This is a genomic window from Bacteroides neonati (genome assembly GCF_000499785.1).
Lineage (GTDB): Bacteria > Bacteroidota > Bacteroidia > Bacteroidales > Bacteroidaceae > Bacteroides > Bacteroides neonati.
In genome coordinates this window covers 61,340-84,675 of sequence record NZ_HG726029.1, presented here as the reverse complement: position 1 = coordinate 84,675, position 23,336 = coordinate 61,340, and the positions used below count along the sequence as shown (strand labels likewise).

The following is a 23,336-nucleotide window of genomic DNA, read 5'->3' as shown; positions in this document are numbered from 1 at the left end:
GATTATGATGAGTAAAAATATATATATTATACTGATTAGTGTGTTGTGCTCATTCCATGCAATGGCACAAAAGGACACGTTAGCTACAAGTGCGGTGGCTATTACCACTAGCGATAAGCTATCGCACAAAAATAGTATTAAGCCTTCGAATCAACTATTCGGAATGTTGCCAGGTTTGCAGGTGATGCAAACCGATGGAGCGGCCTGGGAAAATGGGGCATCGCTATCGGTGCGAGGACAAGGTTCGCTTAACTCTAACGCTCCGTTGATTTTGGTGGATGGTTACCAACGCTCTATGGATGAGTTAACATCCGAAGAAATTGAGTCGGTCAGTGTCTTGAAGGATGCGGTGGCTACTGCTCTGTACGGTATTCGTGGTGCCAACGGTGTGATTTTGGTTAAAACCAAGCGTGGTTCTGTCAACGAACCGCAGATCAACTTTTCTTACGAATTCAATATGGCTACCCCCAACCGTTTACCTGAGTTTGTAGATGGATATACGTACGCTTCTGCATTAAATGAAGCGTTGCGGAATGATGGTCAGCCAGCTCGTTATTCGGGTTCCGAATTAGATGCTTTTAAGAACCAGACCATGCCGGGTTTCTATCCAAACGTGGATTGGGTCGGCGAGGCATTAAGAGACGCTACTTACGGTGACAATGTGAACTTTTCCGCTCAAGGAGGCAGTCGATTTGTGCGCTATTATACTTCATTGAATTTCTTGGATAACCGTGGACTCCTGCAGCCTACCGAAACGAATGAAGGATACTCTACCCAGCAAAAATACTCCAAACTAAATGTACGTACCAATCTGGATATCACTGTTTCGCCTACAACATCCGTACAGTTGAATTTCATGGGTAATTTTAGCGAACACAATCGTCCGGGTAAGGTTACTGACGATATTTTCAACTCTATATATCAGGTACCTGCCGGTGCTTTTCCCATTAAAACAGATAAGGGTGTTTGGGGAGGCACTACAACGTATAGCAACAATCCGATTGCTTTTATTTCGGGATCAGGTTATGCCCGTTCACAGACTCGTGCGCTGTTTGCCGATATGCACTTGAAGCAGGACTTGTCATGGTTGCTGTCGGGCCTGTCGGTAGGATTCCAAATCGGATTAGATAATACAGCTTCTTATTGGGATAGCAATACCAAAAACTTCGGTTATGGTTCGGCGGTATACGATTGGGTAAAGGACGAAGCAATTTATACGAATCTTCGCAATGAAGGAACATTGAGCTTTTCGAAAAGTGTAGGTGATGTGAGAACGCTCTTTAACTTGGGGCTGTATGCCAACTATGCAAAAATATGGGGTAAGCACAACCTGAATGCTACCATGCAGTATTCGATGGATAAAACAACCATGAAAGGTCGCAACACAGGACGTGCTTTTATGGATATCGTAGGACAAGTTCATTATGCTTACAATAATCGCTATTTACTTGATTTGTCTCTCTCAGGGTCTGCTTCAAGTATACTTGATCCGAAAGATCGTTGGGGTATCTTTCCTGCACTTGGTGTCGGTTGGGTGCTGTCGAACGAAGATTTTTTAGACAGAGATTGGTTGAGTCTGTTGAAAGTAAGAGCTTCGTATGGTATATCGGGACGTGCCGACTATGAGGTGAATTTATTTAAAACGATCTATGATAATAGTGGAAATTCATTCTATTTTGGTAGCCAAACGCCTGCGGGGTTGGGAGGAAAACGTGTGTCTCAATTGGGTATCAATGGATTGACCTATGAAAAATCACATAAACTGAATGCTGGCCTGGATTTCATTGCATGGAACAAACTTTCTTTGTCTATGGATGCTTTCTACGATCATCGCACCGATATCTTGGTCGATGCAGGTGGCTATACTTCTTCGGTATTGGGTGTTCCGGTTCCCAAGAAAAATAATGGTATTGTTGATAATAAAGGGGTGGAGATTGCTTTGTCGTGGAACGATAGAATCTCCGATTTTGCCTATCATATAGGTGGACAGTTTACATTTGCTCGTAATGAAATCATGCAAATGAATGAGGAATATCGTCCGTATGATTATCAGAAACGCACAGGTACTTCAATCGGACAAATATTTGGATATGAAGTGCAAGGTATCTATCAATCGCAAGAGCAGATCGACAACCGGGAAGTGAAACAAAAGTTGGGAACAGTACGTCCGGGCGATTTGATGTTCAAAGATCAGAATGGTGATAATATTATCGACTCCTACGATCAAGTAGCTCTAGGCTATAACGCAGGCATGCCGGAAATTTATTATTCGTTCGATTTGGGTGCTGAATATAAAGGGGTCGGTGTTTATGCGCAGTTTCAAGGTACAGGACACTATACCAAAATGTTAGATACACGTAGTGTTTATCGTCCAATAGTAGGTAATAATACCATTTCTACTCATTATTACGAGAATCGCTGGAGTGAGAGTACACCGAACGGAACATTGCCCCGCCTCACCTATACCGGATCGGACAATAATTACAACAATAACTCAATGTGGATAACCGATGCCTCTTTCTTAAAGTTAAGAACACTGGAGCTTTATTATAACTTTCCGGCAAGACTATTGAAGAGAACGAAGTTTATGGATGGAGCCAAACTCTTTGCTCGTGCTCATGACCTATTCTGCTTTGACAAGATCGATCTTCAAGATCCGGAAGCTCTAGGCGCAGTGCATCCTACGATGACTCAATATGCATTTGGCTTTAATTTATCTTTTTAAAAATGTTGATTAGTATGAAACTTATAAAGAATTACTTTATTCTATTCTTGTCGCTAAGCTTGTTTGCCGCTTGTGACTTTATGGATTGCGATGAATCAGACAATTATTCACTGGATCAGATTAAAGGAAATTACAATCATGTAAAGCAATATGTGACCAATGTGTATGGCTATGTGACACATGATTTTCTGAACACCGATGGTGCTATGCAGGATGCGGCTACAGACGATGCTATCCATGTGTATGAGGGGTCGAATATACAACGTTTTGTAAACGGAACATGGTCGCCTACTTACACAATAGACGATCTATACGGTTATTACTATAGAGGCATTTATGATGCAAACTTCTATTTGGAAAATCTTTGTGGTCTCACTTTCGATGAATGGAAATACAACATTGATTATGCAGACTGGATGAAAGCTTACGTAGTGCATGAAGATGAGGTGAGATACCTTCGTGCCTATTTCTATTTCGAATTAGTGAAGCGTTATCAAAACATTCCTTTAATTACTAAAACACTGACAGACAATGAAGCGAATGAAGTGCAACCGACATCGGCAACCGAGATTCTGAATTTCATCATTGCAGAGTGTACCGATGTGGCAAAAAGGCTTCCGCTCACGTATGTGAAAGGTTTCAAGAGCGACGAAAAAGGACGTGCTACGAAAGCAGTAGCCTTGGCTTTGAAGGCTCGTGCCACGTTGTATGCAGCAAGTCCGTTATTCAATCCGAGTAACGATAAGAATAAATGGATCATTGCAGCTGAAGCTGCTGCGGAAATCATCAATGACAACACAACTTTGGGTTGTGTACTAGATGGTAGCTTTAGTAATTTATTTGGGGCTGAAAACTACAAGAGTTCAGAGAATATTTGGGTGCGCTCTATCGGAGTAAGTAATACCTTCGAATCAGGCAATTTTCCCATGGGTGTTGCCGGTGGTGGAACATCTACCTGTCCTACCGAAAACCTTGCCTCTGCTTTTGAAATGGTTGATGGGAGTCTGTTCGATTGGAATGAAGAAGAGATGCGAAAGAATCCTTATGCCAATAGAGATCCGCGTTTTTACCTTACTATTGTACATAACGGCATGAAATGGCCTAAAAATGTGGCTATAGAAGTTTGGGAAGGTGGAGCGAATGCCTTGCCATTACCTAATGCTACAGTAACTGGTTATTACCTACGTAAATATGTAAATAACAACGTGAGTTTCGAGTCTGGACAAACGCCGGCTACGCTACAGCATAGTTGGATATTATTTCGTTATGCAGAAGTATTATTAAATTATGCCGAGGCCATGGTTAATGCTTACGGTGATATTAACTACACGACGCCTGTTTGTAAAATGTCTGCACTCGATGCCGTCAATGCAGTACGTGGTAGAAACAGTGTGAAAATGCCGGTTTTACCCAATACATTATCGGTCGAAGAATTTATGAAGCGTTTGAAAAATGAACGTAGAGTGGAGTTGGCTTTCGAAGGGCATCGATTCTGGGATCTTCGTCGATGGAAGGAGTTAGATGCATCCAAAGATATTTATGCCGTTAAAATCACCAAAGAGGGTGCTGCCGTACACTATGAAAAGGTACTGCTAGAGTCTCGTAAGATAGAAGATAAATTATATTTCTATCCGATAGCAAATTCCGAGTTGTTTAAGAATGGTCATCTGAAACAAAATACGGGTTGGTAATAAAAAATACAAAAGAAGGCTGTGTTAAACCTATGTGTCTTAACACAGCCTTTCTATTTTATACTTAACACATTCATTATGATAGTAAGATTTTATATTTTTTTTCTTTCCTGCTTTATCTTTGCTCCCTTGTCGGCACAGCCAGAAACTGTGATGGATCGGCCAATTAAGCATGCCCGAAAACAATTGGGGCTTGCCATCGATGTCATTGAGGCAAGTGGTAAATGTTTGAATCCGGTTACCTTGAAATCGGATGGATCAGTCTATAATTGCAGTTACACTGATTGGCGCAGTGGCTTTTTCCCCGGAAGTGTATGGTATTTGTATGAACTTTCGGGAGATTCTACACTTTTGCCTCCAGCTCGTAAATATACCGAAGCCATCCGTGAAGCCGAAAACTTGACTTGGCATCATGATATTGGTTTTATTATCAATTGCAGTTTTGGTAACGGGTGGAGATTGACTAAAGATACCACTTATCCCGCGGTTATCATTCAAGCGGCTAAATCTCTGTCAACTCGTTTTCGTAAGCAAGCAAATGTCATTCAGAGTTGGAACGTGGACCGCGGATGGATGAGTCAGCGTGGTTGGGAGTGCCCGGTTATCATCGATAATATGATGAACTTGGAACTACTTTTTGAAGCTACCCGTTTATCGGGTGATTCAACGTTCTATCAAATAGCCGTTGCTCATGCTGATCGTACGCTGACCGAACATTTTCGCCCTAATGGGAGCTGTTACCATGTGATTGATTATAACCTGAAAGATGGTTCCGTACGTAATCGACACACGGCACAAGGATATGCTCACGAATCAGTTTGGTCTCGAGGACAAGCTTGGGCTGTGTATGGGTTTACGGTTTGCTATCGCGAAACCAAGGATCTTAGATACCTTAATCAAGCACTTAAAACGTTTACGTTTATGAAAAATCATCCAGCTATGCCCTCCGATCTGATTCCTTATTGGGATATGGATGCTCCTAAAATTCCCAACGAACCTCGCGACGTATCAACTGCTTCTTGTATGGCTGCTGCGCTTTATGAAATTAGCACATATGATATCCCGGATGCTTCTTCTTATAAAGGATATGCCGATAGAATCATGAATTCGTTGAGTTCTTCGGCTTACTGTGCGGCATTAGGTACAAATGGGAATTTTCTATTAGAACATAGCGTGGGTAGTATTCCGCACAATAGTGAGATTGATGTGCCACTCAATTACGCAGATTATTATTATTTAGAGGCATTGAAAAGAAAGCTAGATTTGGAAAAGTAACAAGATACGAGCAGATGTTATCGTGAATATCGTATCTTGGTTTTGCTTGCTAAAAGAGGGAGGTTGTGTTGAGTGATGCTTTAGCGCAATACAACACGATCTCCCAACCGCTTCGCCATCAAGCTCTGAATTTGCTTCATCTCCAGATAACGCTTCATCAGTACGGCACATTTAGCATCGTCTTTGGCCGTTTCGGGGTTTTGGAGCGCATACATGATGTGCTTCAGCTCCTCGGCTACGATGGCATTCTTGAAGTTAATCATCAGTGTAGGAACCAAGTCGAGCAGACGCTCTTCGTCGGTTACGAGTTTCTGCGTTTTTGAATGATACTTGCTTAGCTGGTAACGGTCACTTGCCAGATCTGATGTCAGTTTGCTGATGGCTTGATCCGGGTGTGCCAGGAAATAACGCTCCGCCACAAACCCTGCATCATGAATATGCCCTCCTGCTTCGTTCAGAATGAAGCGGTGTTGTGGGTTGTGAAAGGCCAGATCATCCTCTTTCAGGTCGTTGATGATGTATTCAATAACGGTGATGGGAATCTCCTCTCCCTCTTCATTGGGCACATTGCAAAGCACTTTCTCGCCATAACGAATCAGCGTTTGGATAATCAGTCGTTCGTATTTATAAAACTCTTGTCCCTCCTTGCCCTCTTGCGGGATGAATGATTCATACACTTCATCGGGGGGGAAGGGTGATTGTTCGTCGGTCGGTGAGGCCATCGAAGCAGCAGCATTGGTGGCTGCCGAAGGTTTATTGTCTTTCTCGGCCTGAATCTCTTTCAACTTAGCTACTTCGGCTACAAGCAACCTCTCCTCGACATGTAGTGCCTGACTACACTCTTTGATGTAAACCGAGCGGATAATCGCTTCGGGAATAACCGATATGCTTCGCACGATATCACTGATCAGCTCCGCTCGCTTGATGGGGTCTTTGCCTGCTTCGTCCATCAATAAATTGGTCTTGAAGCGGATAAAGTCGGTTTCATGCTCTTGAATGAATTGCTGAAATTCGGTTGCATTATGCTTGCGGGCAAACGAGTCGGGGTCGTCGCCATCGGGCAGCAGACACACCTTGATGTTCATACCCTCTTCGAGCAGCATATCGATACCACGGATCGACGCTTTGATACCTGCCATATCACCATCATAAAGCACGGTGATGTTGTTGGTAAAGCGATGGATCAGTCGTATCTGTCCACCCGTAAGTGAGGTGCCCGACGAAGAAACGACATTCTCAACACCCGATTGGTGCATCGAGATTACGTCGGTATACCCCTCTACCAAGAAGCAGCGATCCTGTTTTACGATGGCTTGCTTGGCAAAGTAGATACCGTAGAGCTCAGCACTCTTGTGGTAGATCTCCGATTCGGGAGAATTGACGTATTTGGCCAGTTTTTTGTTTTCGGTACTTAGCACGCGACCGCCAAAGGCAACCACCTTGCCCGAAAGGGTGTGTACGGGAAACATGACACGCCCCCAGAAGCGATCTCGCAGTCTGTGGTCGTCGGTCTCGTAACAGAGTCCGGTTTTGATCAAGAACTCTTTTTTGAAACCCTTGCGTTGTGCCTCTTGTGCCAACGCGTCGTGGCTGTCCGTACTGAATCCGAGTTGAAACTTATCGATAATATCATCGCGAAAACCACGTTGACGGAAATAAGCCAATCCAATGGCTTGTCCGTCGACGTGGTTACGCAGGATGTTTTGAAAGTAATCGCGGGCGTAGTTGTTCACGATGAACATACTTTCGCGGGTGCTTTGCGCCTGTTTCTCCTCGTTGCTCAGTTCGCGCTCTTTGATTTCGATGTGGTACTTCTTAGCCAGATACTTCAGGGCTTCGTAGTACGACATCTGTTCGTGTTCCATGATGAAGTGCACGGCGTTTCCGCCCTTTCCGCAACTGAAACATTTGCACAACCCTTTGGCAGGAGAGACGCTGAACGAGGGTGTTTTCTCGTTGTGGAACGGGCAGAGACCGGTGAAGTTCACTCCCCGTTTACGCAGAGTGACGAATTCGGATACTACGTCCACAATCTGTGCGGCATCGAGTATGCGGTCTATGGTTCCTTGATCTATCATTGATTCTTAGCTTTTCTTTTAGCGAACACAAAGGTACATGATATTTCCGGGATAACCAAGTGCATTATTTAATGTTCTCGCGCACTTTGGTCAGGAAGCGTTTCATGGCTTCGGCATCTTTCTCCGAGATAATCTGTTGTAGGTTTTTGAGTTCTGTACGAATCTTTTCGACCTGTGCCGGTGTGCGCGGATTGAAGAGAATCTCCTGTAGCAGATAGTCGTCTTCGCTCAATAACCCCTTGGCGATGGCCATGTGCTTTTTGAAGGTAGTGCCCGGTGCTTCTTGATGCTTCATGACACCGGCAAAAACCAATGTCGACACAAAAGGAATCGAGAGCGAATAAGCCACTGTATCGTCGTGCTCCTCGAAGGTGTATTCGAAGATGTTCAGATTCAGTGTGTGGTACAGGTCTTTAAAGAAAATCTTACCCATGTGGTCGCTTTCGCTGATGAGGATGGCGTTCTCGTGACCCAGGTTGTTGAGCGTCGCAAAGGTTGGCCCGAACATGGGGTGAGAGGATACATAGCGAAAGCCACTCTCTTCGTAAAACTTCTTTAAGCCATTCTTAACCGAAGCAATATCACTGATGATACACTCTTTGGGCAATACGGGCAATACCAGACGGAAAGCATCGATGGTATATTTAACGGTTACAGCATTGATCACCAACTCCGGTTCGAACTCCTTGATCTCTTCGAGTGTGGTGAAACGGTACGTATTGTATACAAACCGCAGTTGATGCGGATTGGTATCAAACACGGCCGTTTCGTGCTGGAAGCTTAAGATATCGGTAAAGAAGGAGCCCATTTTCCCGGCTCCGAGTATTAATATGCGCATGACGATCCGGTTATTGTTTGTTGATAATTTCCATCTGTTGACGCACCGACTCTTCGTGTATGGCTTCGAATACATGCTTTATAAACGCTGCATCCATGTCGCATTGCTCGCCTTGCGTGCCGCGTTTCTCTAAAATCTCGTTGTATCGTACCGATTGTAACACCGTCATGCCGTGTTCTTTCTTGTAGGTACCGATCTCTCTGGCGATACGCATGCGCTTAGCCAGTTCCTGAATCAGGTTGTCGTCGCATTCGTCGATCTGTTTGCGCAGTTGGCTCAGGCTTTCGGTGGTTTGCGTTTCGGTACGAATCACCAGCAGGTTGAGGATGTAATCCAGTGCATCGGGTGTTACCTGTTGCGAGGCATCACTCCACGCACAGTCGGGGGTACAGTGGCTCTCAACGATCAGTCCGTCGAAGTTCAAATCCATGGCTTGCTGGCAAAGCGGTGCTATCAACTCCCGCTGTCCACCGATGTGGCTCGGGTCGCAGAAGATAGGCAGCTCGGGCAAACGGCGGCGCAGTTCGATGGGGATATGCCATTGCGGAAGGTTACGGTACAGCTTTTTATCGTACGAACTGAAACCACGGTGAATGGCTCCCAGACGTTTCAGTCCTGCATTGTGAATGCGTTCCAGTGCGCCGATCCAAAGTTCTAGGTCGGGGTTTACCGGATTCTTTACCAATACCGGAATGTCGACACCTTTCAGTGCATCGGCTATCTCCTGTACGGCAAACGGGTTGGCGGTGGTGCGCGCACCTACCCAAAGCAGATCGATTCCTGCTTTCAAACATTCGTACACGTGCTTGGCTGTGGCAACTTCCGTTGCTACGTACATGCCGGTTTCCTTTTTTACCTCCTTCAACCAAGCCAGGCCGTCAACGCCTACGCCTTCGAAGCCTCCCGGTTTGGTACGTGGCTTCCAGATACCTGCACGGTATATCTTCTGTCCTTTGGCTGCCAGTTGTTTGGCAGTGTTCATCACTTGTTCTTCTGTCTCGGCACTACAGGGGCCGGCTATGACAATGGGGCGTTTGGCTTCAACGCCGGGGAGTAAAATTGATTCGAGTTCCATATTTCTTTTATATCTTTATTCTCTTGTTATTACTTGATTGCTTGTTTAATTCTGTCGAGTGCTTCTTGTAGTTTCTCCTCTTTGCAGCAGAGCGAAAGGCGAATGAAGCGTGCGCCGTTGCTGCCGAAGATGAATCCCGGTGTAATGAATACGCGTGCCTCGTGCAATACGCGTTCGGTGAGGTCTTCTACCTCTACACACGAGTCGGGTATTTTGCCCCAAAGAAACATACCGACCTGATTTTCATCATACGTGCATCCCAGTGCATGCATAATTTCTCCGGCCAGATGCCTGCGGTTGGCATAGTTGCGGTTGTTGGCCTGGTACCAGCTTTCGTCGGCTTCGAGTGCTTTGGCAGCAGCCAGTTGTGCAGCCCGAAACATACCGCTGTCGATGTTGCTTTTTACCTTCAGTATCCACTGTACGAACTGTGCATTCGAGGCAAGCATGCCGATGCGCCATCCGGGCATGTTGTGGCTTTTGCTCATCGAGTTGAACTCAATGCAGCACTCCTTGGCACCGGGCACACTGAGGATGCTCAGCGGACGGTCGTTCAGGATGAAGCTGTACGGATTATCGTTCACCACCACGATGCCTTTGCGTCGGGCAAAGTCTACCAGACGAATGTACGTCTCCATCGTTGCATTGGCTCCGGTGGGCATATTCGGATAGTTGGTCCATAGTAGCTTAACGCGACTTAGATCCATCTGCTCTAGCGCATCGAAGTCGGGCATCCAGCCGTTCTCTTCTTTCAGGTCGTAGGTCACCACCTCTGCGCCCAGCAGTTTGCTCAGCGAGGTGTAGGTGGGGTAGCCCGGATTGGGTACCAATACCTGTTCGCCCGGGTTCACAAAAGCGAGTGTGGTATGCAGAATTCCTTCTTTCGATCCGATCAGGGGTTGAATCTCGGTGGCCGGGTCCAACTCTACTCCGTAAGATTGGTGGTACCAGCGGGCGAACGCCTGACGCAGTTCGGCTATGCCGTTGGTAGGCTGATAGCCGTGTCCTCCGGGTTGTTGTGCCTGTACGCACAGGGTATCAATCACCTCGGGTGCGGGAGGCATATCGGGACTGCCGATGCCCAAACTGATGACATCTTTGCCCTCGGCATTCATCTGGGCTACCTCTTTGAGCTTTCTCGAGAAGTAGTATTCGCTTACCTCGGTCAGTCGGTTGGCCGGAGCAATGTTAAACGTTTGATTTTCCTTCTGCATATTCGCCTAATGTTTTGAGTTCCTTGGTTAATGGGGTGATGGCCGTAATGGCTTGTGTGTATCTGACGTAATCGCCGAAAGCTACATCGACGTAGAATTGGTATTCCCATTCCCGCCCGATGATGGGCAGCGATTGTATCTTTGTCAGGTTGATGTTGTAGAATGAAAGGATGGAGAGTACTTGCGAAAGGCTGCCTTCGGTGTGTGGCAGAGTGAATACGATGCTGGCTTTGTTCTTCTCGGCAGTTGTTTGTCTGCCTGTTTCATCGACCTGCCAAGGATCGGATACCACCAGAAAGCGGGTGAAGTTATGCTTGTTCGTCTCGATGCCCTCCTGCAATATCTTCATTCCGTAGTGCTCGGCAGCTACTCGCGAGCAGATGGCGGCACGTCCCTTCAAGTCGTCACGCTTGATGATCTCGGCACTCAAAGCGGTATCTTCCGCTTCGACTACCTTGATGCGTGGGTGTTGTTGCAAGAAGTCGCGGCATTGCATCAGGGCGATGGGGTGCGAGTTCACCTCGGTGATGTCGTCCCACTCCTCATCGGGCAAACACACGAAACAATGCGAGATGCGTAGTTTGTATTCGCCGATGATCTGTGTACCGCTCAGTCGAAGCAGCTCATTGTTGTGAAGCAGGCTTCCGGCAATGGTGTTTTCGATAGCGAGCATACCAATGACCTGACTGTCTTTTCGGATGGCTGCAAATACATCCTCGAACGTAGTACAACAGATTAATTCGATTTCTTCTCCTTCGAAATAACGGTGTGCAGCTATATCGTGATACGAGCCTCTTGTTCCTTGAATTGCTATCTTTTTCATTCTTTCGTTCTATGTATGCTATATAAAAAAATCCCGCGTCCATATTCGTATGGAGCGGGATTCATATCTATTACTGATTTTCTTCCTTTCAAGTCCTTAAGCATCACTGTCACTTGACACATACAAACTCCCGCTCTACTTTCTGGCTAAAGTAAAAGTAAAAAAAGAAGTAATATGTATAAGTAAATACGTTCATAACGTTAGTGGTTTGCTTTCTAATTCGAGGCAAAAGTAATACTTTTCTTTTAAAACCAAGCATAAAGTCATGTTTTTCTGCTTTTATTTGTTTTTTTCAGTAAATAGTCTCTTAATATCTTTGATCAGGGAGGCTCTAAGCAGTGTCTAGCGATAGAAATATTCTCCTCCTTAATTTATAGGTACTTATGTCGATTATTCGTATTTAATCAGTTTTGGTTAAAAAAGAGTAATCTACTTAATTTTTCTCTCTTTTTTTATTGCATTCTATCTTTAAAATACATTTATTTGTCAGACAAATAGGACTAATCATTTCTTTATGGTTACTATTTATATCTTTGTTATACTATACATTTTATAATAAAATACTATGGAACAGTTGAGAGTACATAGCCATACCATGACTCTTGTCGATCAGGTTGAAGACAACTTACTTACCTATTTTCGAGAACAAGATTTGCGCGTTGGTGACTCTATACCCAATGAATTAGAATTAGCTGCAGCTTTAGGCGTAGCGCGTAGTGTACTTCGTGAAGCGTTGAGCCGCCTGAAAATGATGGGCATGATCGAAACCCGAACCCGGAAAGGGATGATTTTGACTGAGCCTTCCCTGCTTGGAGGGATGAAGCGGGTAGTCGATCCCCGTATTTTGAGCGAGAGCTCCTTATTTGATATTTTAGGGTTCAGAATTGCCTTAGAGATAGGAATATGCAGTGATTTATTTCAAAATATAACTTCGAAGGATATAGCTGATCTTGAAGAGATTGTTAGGATAGGAATTGTTTTTGAAAATAATGAATATGCCCCCATCAGTGAATTTACTTTCCACGCCAAACTTTATGAAATTACCGGTAATAAAACAATTATGGAGTTTCAGGAAATTATTCATCCGGTCATGGAGTTCGTTAAGAAGAAGTTTAAAGAACTGCTCGAACCCATTAATATTCAGATAAAACAAAAAGGCGAATTGATTACACATGCCGATTTATTAGACTATATCAAAAAAGGAGATGAGGATGGATATCGACGTGCCTTAGAATTACATTTTGCCGTGTACAAAACCTTTATGACCAATAGAGAAAAACATAAATAATTCTTTTTAATCATACTAAAAAATACAATTAAATGAAGAACTATCAACGTATAGAGGGGCTAGTAGCTGCATCTTTTACCCCTATGGATGCATTGGGAAACGTATATCTTCCTGCCATTGAGCATTATGCCGACCTCATGGCGCGCTCGGGAATGTCGGGAGTATTTGTGTGTGGCACCACTGGAGAGTCTCACTCATTAACTACGCAAGAGCGGAAAGAGATATTGGTCGAATGGGTAAAGTCGGCTCAGGGGCGCTTCAAGGTTATTGCTCATGTAGGGAGTAACTCCATGCGTGAGGCGATGGAATTGGCTGCTCATGCCCAACAGGTAGGTGCCGATGCCATTGCTGCGATGGCTCCTTGCTTTTTCAAGCCGGCTACGGTTCGCGATTTGATTGCTTTCTTTGCTCCGATTGCAGCATCGGCTGCCGAGTTGCCTTTCTATTATTACAATATGCCTTCTATGACGGGTGTCTCCTTGTCTGTGCCGGAGTTTTTGGTAGAAGGCAAAAAGGTGATACCGAATCTGGTCGGCACAAAGTTTACGCACAACAACCTGATGGAGATGGGCGAATGTCTGGCTTTGAATAATGGAGCCTTTGAGGTGCTTCACGGATACGATGAAATCTTGATTGCAGGGTTAGCTTTTGGTGCGGTAGGCGGTGTGGGTAGCACCTATAATTACTTGCCTAAGGTATATCTGGGCATTATTGAAGCTATGAAGAAAAGAGATATGGAAACAGCCCGTCAGTTGCAGCAACAGTCAATTGAAGTGGTAAAAGTAATCATTAAATACGGAGGAGGTGTACGCGGAGGTAAAGCTATTATGAATTTAATTGGTATCGAATGCGGTCAGTGTCGTTTGCCAATTACGCCGTTTAGCGATGAAGAATATATATCGCTGAAAGAAGATTTGGAGAAAATAAACTTCTTCAACTAATTAATAAAAATAGGAGAAGGGATTCATAAACTTGGCGGTATATTTTCCCATCTCCTAGCCTTAAATTATTTAATAAAAAGCATACAAAGATGAGAAAAATTAATGGATTAAGATACCTCATTCTTGTTTTATTTACATTTGTTGGGATCATTTGCCCAATATATGCACAGGAACAAGCTGACTTTGAGATTAGTGGTATCGTAAAAGATGGTATGGGAGAAAACGTTATCGGAGCAACGGTTCTTGTAAAAAATACGAGAATTGGTACTACAACAGATATTGATGGCAAATTTGCATTAAAGGTTCCTCGAAAATCGATCTTACAGGTTTCGTTTGTCGGAATGAAGACCGTTGATGTGAAAGTAACGGGCAACACGTTCTATTCTGTTACGTTGCAAGATGAATCCACGGTATTGGATGAAGTGGTGGCCATTGGTTATGGCACTCAATCCAAGGCTACTGTAACGTCGGGCGTTGTGTCGGTCAAGAAAACAGAGTTACTGTCGTCCGTGTCGGCCTCTCCGTTGAATAATTTGCAGGGAAAGGTTGCCGGTCTGGATATTCGACAAACGACTGGTCAGCCCGGTGCTCAACCGGTGGTCTTGATTCGCGGAGGTTCGACAGATCCCGCCAAAGATACTCCGTTGTTTGTTATCGATGGTGTCCTGCGCGAAAACATGAATGGAATTAATCAGGAAGATATCGAGTCGATGGAAGTGCTCAAAGATGCTGCATCGGCCGCTATCTATGGTGCTAAGTCGGCCAATGGTATCATCCTTATCACAACCAAACAAGGCAGCTCAAAGGATGGTAAAGCGACTGTCTCGGCCTCTTATCGATTGGGAGTTGAGCAAATCCGAAAAGATTATCCATTCACCAGTGCACGTGATTATCTCTACGCTTCCCGCTTGGCGGGTTCGCGCGGAATCAATGACGCCAATGTAACCGGACGTCTGGAAGGAGGCGCTTACCCTTATTCGACAGGAAATATGAACTATAAAAACGGATCGTTGGTCGGATATGGATACGCCCGCTTTACCACAGAGTATTTGGATAATCTGATCGGTAAGATGGGGCAGGATTATGTTGACAACCTGATTAACCGCCAAGGGTATGAAACCATGAAAGACCCCTATTCGGGCAAACAGCTGATCTTTAAAGACAATAACTATCAAAAGGATGTGTTGTTTCAAGCCGGACTGACACACAACTACGATATCAATGTTTCCGGAGGTACTGATAAAGCAAACTACTACGTTAGCTTGGGTTATATTAATTCGGAAGGTATGGTGCTTGGTACGGGTTACGACCGCTTGAGCATTACTGCCAACGGTAACTACCAGCTGAAGGATAACCTGAAGCTGACAGTCGGCATTAAACACTCTACCATCTCCAATAAGGCGACCGATCCGGCCGGGTCGGGAACCAGTACCATGGACCGCTCCTCTCGCTACCCGACCACCTTCCGTTTGTATTATGATGACGGTACACCCGGTATCGGTGAGTCCGGCGGTTCGCCACGCAATCGCCTGCACGAGCTTTACTACCAAGACATCACTGATAAAGCCTATCGCAATACCCTTCAAGTGGCACTCGATTGGGAAATAGCGAAGGGACTGCATTTTAAGCCGTCGGCTTCCTATTATATGCAGGAGAATATTTATCGTTTCTTCGAGCGATACAATGAGTTTAATAAGTCGCGTAAAACCATCGAGAAGCATGACCAAAGTCTGCAAGTGATGGGAGATGCAGTCTTTACCTACGATAAAATATTTAAAAAAGATCATACCTTCAACGCCATGGCAGGTATGAACTATACGCAAAGCGACGATTATAACCTTCAAGGTTCCGGGTCATTGGCTCCTACGGATTATATACCGACACTTGACCCTACCAAACCGAGTGAGCAGCGTACTACCTCCAGACTCGGGAAAGAAATCTTACTGGGCTTTTTTGCTCGCGTTAATTACGATTATAAACGACGCTATTTATTAACCGTTTCTGCTCGTTATGACGGTGCTTCTCAATTTGCAGAAGACAATAAGTTTGCTCTGTTTCCGGCAGTATCTGGTGGTTGGAATATGCATTATGAAGATTGGTTTCCGGTAGATGTGGTAAGTCGCCTGAAGTTGCGCACAAGCTGGGGACAAACAGGAAACAACAAGCTTTCCTATTCGAACACGCAGGGAGAGTATGGATTCTTTGTACCGGGCAATAGCAGCCAAACCTATCAATATGGAGGCAATCCGGGGGTACTGAATAGCGTGTTGGCCAACAATAGTCTGGTGTGGGAAACGACTTCCAATATCGACTATGGTTTTGATATCGGCTTTTTGGATAACCGCATCGAATTAGGGTTTACCGGATATAATAAATTGACTTCGGATCGGTTGTATGACAAATCACTCCCTGCCGAAACCGGTTTTGGCTCTATCAAGGCCAATTTGGGTACGGTGCAGAATAAAGGTATTGAAATCACCGCGACTGCCCGTCCGCTATCACCAAGCTCGAAGGTGGGGTGGGACATAACTGCCACCTTCAGCATGAACCGGACCTATATGAAGAAACTCCCCGACAACGGACGTGATAAGAACCGTGTACAAGGCGGCTTAATCTGGGACAGCCAATCGGGAACGTATATCGAAGCAGGCGGATTGGCCGAAGGCGAGCGTATTGGCGGTCGTTGGGGATACAAATACCTGGGCGTGTATGATACCGACGAGGCGGCTGCCAATGCCCCCACCGATACAAAAGTTTCCGGTTCTAAGTTGGGAAAGAAAAAAGTGGCAGGAGACGCTATTTGGGCCGATCTGGATAAAAATAATGTGATTGACGATAAAGATATTACGTTCATCGGTTGGGCAAACCCCGATAAGAAAGGTGCGTTAATCAACAACCTCACCTATAAAAACTTCTCCTTCCGCTTTGTCATAGACTATGCTTTGGGGCATACCATTGCCAATGTTTGGCGGGCACGTTCAAACGGTAACGCTCGCAATGCCATCATTACCACCACCGATGTAACCAATGGAAATATTTGGTGGAATCCGGGCGATGCGGCGACGGCTAAATATCCTCGCTACGACGTTGCTTCCGACTGGGACAACGGATACCGTAACCATATGCGCACCATTGCTTATGCCGGCATGAACTCTAATGGAAACGCGGATAATACCGCCTATTACTCCAAAGGCGATTATTTATGCTTCCGCGAAGTATCGTTGGGGTATGAATTGCCCCGCTTCATCTGCTCCAAACTGAAGATTAAAGGTGTTTCTTTCAATGCAGGCGTCACCAATATCGGATATATCACTGCTTTTGACGGATTAAACCCCGAACAGTACGACGGACGTGAAGACGGCGAATACTTTCTGCCTATTCAATTCAATTTTGGAGCAAGAATAACCTTTTAATAGTTACTACAATGAGAAAACTAAAAATATATATATGGATGGTCGCTTGCACATTTATTTGCAGTTGCAGCCTACTGGATGTAGATCCGGTTTCTACCATCACCTCTTCCTCGTTTTGGAAAAATCCCGGAGATGCCAAAGCATACCTCACCGGAATCTATAACAGAGTCCGTAATTTAAACAATACCTCTTACTATGGCGAAGATCGGGGAGATGCTTTTAAAGCCGGAGAGATTGGCCCTACTACTGTTGCTTGGGCACAGGATTTGCTCGAGAGCAATGCGCCCTCTTACCGGGATGCCTACAATGTGATTCATCATGTCAACCTATTGTTTCTGAAGATTGAAGATTTAACCTTTACCAACCCCGCCGAGAAAAATCGCATCAAGGCCGAAGCCTATTTCCTGAGAGCCTATACCTATTTTCTGCTGTTGCGTGTATGGGGCGATGTTCCCTTGGTGACAGATCCCGTACTATCGGACGATGTGGTACTGAAAGCCCGCTCTTCAAAGAGCGATGTGATGGCTTTTATCCTCTCCGACATCGAACAGTCACTTTCACTCTTCCCCGAAAGCGGATATATCAATAAGAACTATGCATCCATGCCGGCCGCCCATGCTTTGAAAGCCGACGCTTTAATGTGGAAAGCCAAAGTGCTCAAAGGGGGTGCTACCGATTTTCAAGAAGCGATTAAATCGATTAATGCTGTCGAATCCAGTGGTGTTTCCTTATTGCCCGACTATGCGAAAATATTCGATAATGCCAATAAGAAGAACAATGAGATCATCTTCTCGTTTTACTTCGAACGCTATGAAACCGGAAACCTTTGGATGGGTACCTACACCACATCGAGAACCGACAACCTGTCGATGGCTGTTAACCTCGATGAGGCTGCTACTTCTCCCAATCAGAGCCGCCACGTCTATGCGCCCAGCAATAAAGCAAGGGGGCTCTACCTTAAGAATCCGGGCGACAAACGGTATAAAGTCGCTATGATTGATCTGGTAGACAAAGACGGCAAACTGATTCTTACCCAGACGAATAAATTCCGTGGCAAGGTGTATGCCGATGATCGCTATTTCGATGATGACCTCATCGCCTATCGTTGGGGCGATCTATTACTGCTCCGTGCCGAGGCTTATGCCGCTTTGAATCAAATTCCCGAAGCGCTTACTGATCTGAATACTGTTCGCAACCGGGCAGGGTTGGGACGCTATGGTGGACCATCGGACAAACTGAGTGTGGAAAAAGAACTCTGCGACGAACGTTTGCGCGAGTTGTTCGTCGAACAAAAGCGATGGTTTGACTTGGTTCGTTTTCATTCGGGTGGTGCTATTGACATCTACACCGAAGTGCCTAACCTGCAAGGGAAAAAGGGGTATCCGCTCTACTTCCCTATCAATTACAACGATATGATTTTGAATGATAAACTAACTCAAACAGAAGGTTATAAAAGCGATGTACGATAGAATACAATAGAAAAACAGAACGAGAGTTGTGTTGCAACCGGACAGTTCGACCGTACGATACAACTCTCTTCTTTATATATACATATATGGCTAATTAAATGATTCGAACACATGAGAAACAAGAAAAACTCCCTCTTACACACCCTTCTTTTCTGCTTTGCACTACCCGCTGCGGTGCAAGCGCAACAACCCAATCTGCCTTGGGTCGATCTGTCGGCACAGAAAGAACGGCAGATCGTGATCTCGCAGGGCAAAGCAGATTTGTATAACGGACACCCCACAACGGTGCTGCTCGATGATAACCGCACCATCCTTTGCACTTGGTCGTTTGGTCACGGCGGCAAAGCCTCTTTCATTGCCGAGAGCAAAGACGGAGGGTTAAGTTGGCAAAACCGCCGGACTCCTGCCGATTGGGATACGATGAACAACTGCCCCAGCATCTACAAACTAACCGACAAACAAGGCAAACAGCGACTTTTCGTATTCTGCGCCGATCCGCTCATGGGGCAGAGTTACAGCGAAGACTACGGAAAAACATGGAGCCCCGTGCGCAGTCTCAACAAACCCTGTGTCATGGCCTTTTCCAGTATTATCCAACTGAAGAACGGCGACTATATGGGGCTGTATCACCGCGGAAACAACGATCAGGACCGTCCGCCGCTTACGCTGTGGAAGTCTGTGTCGCAAGATGGCGGACTGACTTGGAGCGAATCGGTCAAAGTAGGAGAGATGGAGGGTCGTTCACCCTGCGAACCGTGTCTGTTCCGTACCCCCGACGGCAAACGCCTCGTATGCGTAGCCCGCGAAAACGACAGAGTAGGCAACTCGCTCATGATGTTCTCGGACGACGAAGGCGCTTCTTGGACACCACTCAAGGAAACCCCTTGGGGACTGACCGGCGACCGCCACGTCATGAAATACACCCCCGACGGACGCTTGATTGCCGTGTTCCGCGATATGGCTCCCAATAGTTCCACCAAAGGACACTTCGTTGCTTGGGTAGGCCATTACAAAGACCTGCGCGAAGAGACTTCCGGACAGTATAAGATCAAGTTGCTACACAGCTACGCCGGCTCCGATTGCGGCTATCCCGGGCTCGAGATACTGCCCGACGGCACAATTGTGGCCATCACCTATATCAAGATGAAACCCGGAAAGGAACAGCACTCCATCGTCGAAGTACGCTTCAAACTCGATGAAACAGATGCTATGTTGAAATAAAACGCATACAATCAATATCTATGATCTGAAGAGATATAGGATACTGCTCTTAATCAGTTTCGGTTGTTTTATGCGCTCTGTTTACAGTATGTAAGATATGTGCCCGGGTAGCTGTGTCTGTTGGGTATCAAATATAAATTAAAATATAAGATGAAAAAACAATTTCTTTTTTTAGCGATTTTACTAGGCAGTTGTTGTGCACAAGCAAAGGTAGTGCCCAATAGCCTGTTTACCGATCACGCTGTTTTTCAGCAAGGTGTTAAGGTTCCCGTTTGGGGAACGGCAGATAAAAACGAGTCGGTTATCGTCGAGTTTAACGGACAGCGCAAACAAGCTGTCGAAAAAGAGGGACGCTGGCTGGTCGAACTCGATGCGATGCCCCACGGCGGTCCCTACGTGCTAACCATTTCGGGTAAAGAGAATCGGGTAGAAGCAACCGATATATATGTGGGTGAAGTGTGGATTTGTAGCGGACAGTCGAATATGGAGCGTCAGTTGGGTCCCCGTCAAGGGCAGAATCCCATTGTGAACTGGGAGCAGGAACGCGATGCAGCCAACTATCCACTGATTCGAGAATACTATGTACCTCGGATGAATGCCGACGAGCCGGTCGATGATGCCCGTAGCAAATGGCAGGTGTGCTCACCACAGACAGTCAGCGAATTCTCCTGTGTGGGCTACTTCTTTGCACGCGATCTGCATAAAGCAGTCAATCGTCCGGTAGGTATTCTCTTTTCGGCTGTGGGTGGAACGCCCGCTGAATACTGGACTGCCAGAGCCGAGCTGGAGCAATACCCCGATCTGCGCGCCATAGTAGAGCGATACGACCGTTCGTTGATCGATTTTGCTCAAAAGCAAGCCGTCTATAAACGCGGAGGGGGAGTGGGGGAAGCACCGAGCAATCCGGCAGAACAACGACATGTTTCCGGACATTACAACGGGATGATTCGCCCCTTACAACCCTATGCCATTAAAGGTGTAGCATGGTATCAAGGTGAATCGAATGATGGTAGAACCAAACAGTATCAAACACTTTTTCCGTTGATGATAAAGAACTGGAGAGAGGATTGGAAGCAGCCAAACCTTCCTTTTCTATTCGTACAGATAGCGCCGTTTAAAAATCAATCGCCCGAAATCCGTGAAGCACAATTGCTCACGTTGAAGTCGACTCCTTATACGGCAATGGTGGTTACGGTCGATTGTGGCGATGCCAATGACATTCATCCCACCCACAAACAGCCCGTTGGCTATCGGCTGTCGTTGGCAGCCCGGGCGTTGGCCTATGGTGAGAATATACCTTATTCCGGCCCCGTCTATCAGTTCTCCGAAAGGCAAGGTAATCAAATGACAATCCATTTCTCGCAGGTGGGCAGAGGGCTTATGGCTAAAGGTAAAGAACTGAAAGGGTTTACCATTGCCGGCGAAGATAAACAGTTTGTGCCGGCCAAAGCCGAAATCAAAGGAAACACAGTCGTAGTGAGTTCTCCTCATGTACAGTCTCCGGTTGCCGTGAGGTATGGTTGGGCGCATGTACCCGATGTGAATCTCTTTAATAAAGATAATCTGCCAGCCTCTCCGTTCCGGACGGATGTAGAGTAAAATGTTGATCGATCTATAGTATAACGTATGAAGAATTATCCTTGTTTTTATCTCACTTGCTCATTTTTGCTGTTGTGCTTGTCCGCTTTGGGGCAGGTACAGGTCAATCAGTTTCAGCCTTTGCTCCCCGTATTAACTTTGAAAGAGGCCAACCCTGTATTGCGCCTTGAACTGATAAAGAGTGGTGAAGATGCCCGTTTGATTAAAGATATTGTATGCTCTTTAAAGGGCACTACCCGGCTTGATGACATCGAAAGTGTCTGCTTGTATGCTGCTGCTAAGAATGGTAGCTTTTCGGCGAAAACGCTTTTGACGGCTCCGCAGCCTGCAACCTCTAAGGTTACTTTTAAATATCCGCTCTCGTTGCAAGCCGACACAACCATCGTTTGGCTGTCCGTCAAACTGAAAGATAAAATAGACCTTGCACACCGCATACAGCTCTCGTGCACGGCAGTGAAGACCGATCTGGGTAAGGTTACCCCGATCACCGTCCGCCCGCTGGTAGCCTTGCGAACCGGCGTTGCCGTGCGGCAGTACCAACAAGATGGGGTACACACCTCGCGCATCCCCGGCATCGCCACCTCGCAGAAAGGAACCCTGCTGGCCGTGTACGATGCACGCTACGACACCTCGCGCGACTTGCAAGGCGATATCGATATCGCCCTGAATCGCAGCTTCGACGGAGGAGCCACGTGGCAACCGATGCAGGTCGTTCTCGACCGCAAGGAGTGGGGCGGATTGCCCGAAAAATATAACGGCGTCAGTGATGCCTGTGTACTGGTCGACCGGCAGACCGGAGCGATCTACGTAGCCGGACTCTGGATGCACGGGGTGCTCGATGGAAAAACCGGCCGGTGGGTAGAGGGAATCACGAAAGACAGCACCCGCTGGATTCATCAGTGGCACGCCAAAGGCTCACAGCCGGGCTTGGGCGTGAAAGAGACCAGCCAGTTCCTTATCACCAAAAGCCTTGACGACGGGCAAACGTGGAGCGAACCGATCAATATCACCGCACAGACCAAGCACCCCGAATGGTGGCTTTTTGCTCCTGCCCCCGGCCACGGCATCACGCTCAAAGACGGTACACTCGTGTTTCCCACGCAAGGACGCGACAAGGAGGGGCTTCCTTTCTCGAACATCACTTATAGCAAGGACGGAGGAAACACTTGGGTAACCAGCCGCCCCGCCTACCACAACACCACCGAGTGCATGGCGGTGGAGTTGAGCAATGGCGATATCATGCTCAATATGCGCGATAACCGCAATCACGGCAACAAAGAGGTCAACGGCCGCCGCATCTGTGTAACCTCCGATCTGGGCGAGACATGGACCGAGCACCCCACGTCGCGCAAGGCTCTCGTCGAACCCACCTGCATGGCCAGCTTGCACCGGCACACGTACCGCCACAAGGGAGTGGAGAAGTCGATACTGCTCTTCTGCAACCCCGAGTCGTACAACAGCCGCGACCACATGACGCTCAAAGTCAGCTTCGACGACGGACGCACGTGGTCGGCAGACCGCAAGATACTGCTCGACGAGTATGGCAGTTTCGGCTACTCCTGCATCACCTCCGTCGATGAATCCACGATTGGCGTCTTTTACGAAAGCAGTCAGGCGCAGATGGCCTTTCAGCAAGTAAAACTCGAGGAGCTGATCGGTAAATAGTCATTAGAACCAATCATTAAG

At 46.4% G+C, this 23,336-nt stretch carries 15 protein-coding genes; 10 read left to right on the top strand and 5 right to left on the bottom strand.

What is annotated here, in order from left to right; genetic code table 11:
* Positions 1-7 precede the first annotated feature (7 nt).
* The 3 genes from TY03_RS20595 to TY03_RS20585 all read left to right on the top strand — a co-directional run bounded on the left by TY03_RS20595 (position 8) and on the right by TY03_RS20585 (position 5,691).
* On the top strand, positions 8-2,725 hold the full coding sequence (locus TY03_RS20595) for a SusC/RagA family TonB-linked outer membrane protein (protein ID WP_042373519.1): 2,718 nt from the start codon (positions 8-10) through the stop codon (positions 2,723-2,725).
* Positions 2,726-2,739: 14 nt separating this feature from the next.
* Complete coding sequence (locus TY03_RS20590; RefSeq protein ID WP_042373517.1) at positions 2,740-4,416, top strand: RagB/SusD family nutrient uptake outer membrane protein; 1,677 nt, start codon at positions 2,740-2,742, stop codon at positions 4,414-4,416.
* 153 nt (positions 4,417-4,569) lie between these two features.
* Entirely contained in the window at positions 4,570-5,691 is a 1,122-nt protein-coding gene (locus tag TY03_RS20585) for a glycoside hydrolase family 88 protein (protein WP_148335743.1), read from the top strand.
* An 80-nt stretch (positions 5,692-5,771) separates the two neighbouring features.
* Here TY03_RS20585 and dnaG read toward each other — a convergent pair whose 3' ends face one another.
* The 5 genes from dnaG to TY03_RS20560 all read right to left on the bottom strand — a co-directional run bounded on the left by dnaG (position 5,772) and on the right by TY03_RS20560 (position 11,719).
* On the bottom strand, positions 5,772-7,769 hold the full coding sequence (dnaG, locus tag TY03_RS20580) for a DNA primase (RefSeq protein WP_042373467.1): 1,998 nt from the start codon (positions 7,767-7,769) through the stop codon (positions 5,772-5,774).
* A gap of 64 nt (positions 7,770-7,833) precedes the next feature.
* Entirely contained in the window at positions 7,834-8,607 is a 774-nt protein-coding gene (locus TY03_RS20575) for a prephenate dehydrogenase/arogenate dehydrogenase family protein (RefSeq protein ID WP_042373466.1), read from the bottom strand.
* Between the two features lie 10 nt (positions 8,608-8,617).
* Positions 8,618-9,682, bottom strand: a complete 1,065-nt coding sequence (locus TY03_RS20570) for a bifunctional 3-deoxy-7-phosphoheptulonate synthase/chorismate mutase type II (RefSeq protein ID WP_042373464.1) — start codon at positions 9,680-9,682, stop codon at positions 8,618-8,620.
* Between the two features lie 29 nt (positions 9,683-9,711).
* Complete coding sequence (locus TY03_RS20565; RefSeq protein ID WP_042373462.1) at positions 9,712-10,896, bottom strand: pyridoxal phosphate-dependent aminotransferase; 1,185 nt, start codon at positions 10,894-10,896, stop codon at positions 9,712-9,714.
* Positions 10,871-11,719: a prephenate dehydratase gene (locus TY03_RS20560; RefSeq protein ID WP_042373460.1), complete on the bottom strand. Its 849-nt coding sequence runs from the start codon at positions 11,717-11,719 to the stop codon at positions 10,871-10,873. The genes TY03_RS20565 and TY03_RS20560 overlap by 26 nt, the downstream gene beginning before the upstream one ends.
* Positions 11,720-12,284: 565 nt before the next feature.
* Here TY03_RS20560 and TY03_RS20555 point away from each other — a divergent pair.
* The 7 genes from TY03_RS20555 to TY03_RS20525 all read left to right on the top strand — a co-directional run bounded on the left by TY03_RS20555 (position 12,285) and on the right by TY03_RS20525 (position 23,315).
* The gene (locus TY03_RS20555) at positions 12,285-13,007 is read left to right on the top strand and encodes a FadR/GntR family transcriptional regulator (RefSeq protein WP_042373459.1); all 723 of its coding nucleotides are present in this window, start codon (positions 12,285-12,287) and stop codon (positions 13,005-13,007) included.
* Between the two features lie 32 nt (positions 13,008-13,039).
* A complete protein-coding gene (locus TY03_RS20550) occupies positions 13,040-13,948 on the top strand; it encodes a dihydrodipicolinate synthase family protein (RefSeq protein WP_042373456.1) in 909 nt (302 codons plus the stop codon).
* A gap of 89 nt (positions 13,949-14,037) precedes the next feature.
* Complete coding sequence (locus tag TY03_RS20545; protein ID WP_042373454.1) at positions 14,038-17,361, top strand: SusC/RagA family TonB-linked outer membrane protein; 3,324 nt, start codon at positions 14,038-14,040, stop codon at positions 17,359-17,361.
* A gap of 11 nt (positions 17,362-17,372) precedes the next feature.
* On the top strand, positions 17,373-18,830 hold the full coding sequence (locus TY03_RS20540) for a RagB/SusD family nutrient uptake outer membrane protein (protein WP_042373452.1): 1,458 nt from the start codon (positions 17,373-17,375) through the stop codon (positions 18,828-18,830).
* A 111-nt stretch (positions 18,831-18,941) separates the two neighbouring features.
* Positions 18,942-20,051 (top strand): sialidase family protein, encoded by a 1,110-nt coding sequence (locus tag TY03_RS20535; protein WP_042373450.1) that lies wholly within the window; start codon positions 18,942-18,944, stop codon positions 20,049-20,051.
* 150 nt (positions 20,052-20,201) lie between these two features.
* Positions 20,202-21,650, top strand: coding sequence for a sialate O-acetylesterase (locus tag TY03_RS20530; protein WP_042373512.1), 1,449 nt, complete (start codon positions 20,202-20,204; stop codon positions 21,648-21,650).
* A gap of 27 nt (positions 21,651-21,677) precedes the next feature.
* Entirely contained in the window at positions 21,678-23,315 is a 1,638-nt protein-coding gene (locus tag TY03_RS20525; protein WP_081713149.1) for a sialidase family protein, read from the top strand.
* Positions 23,316-23,336: the final 21 nt, after the last annotated feature.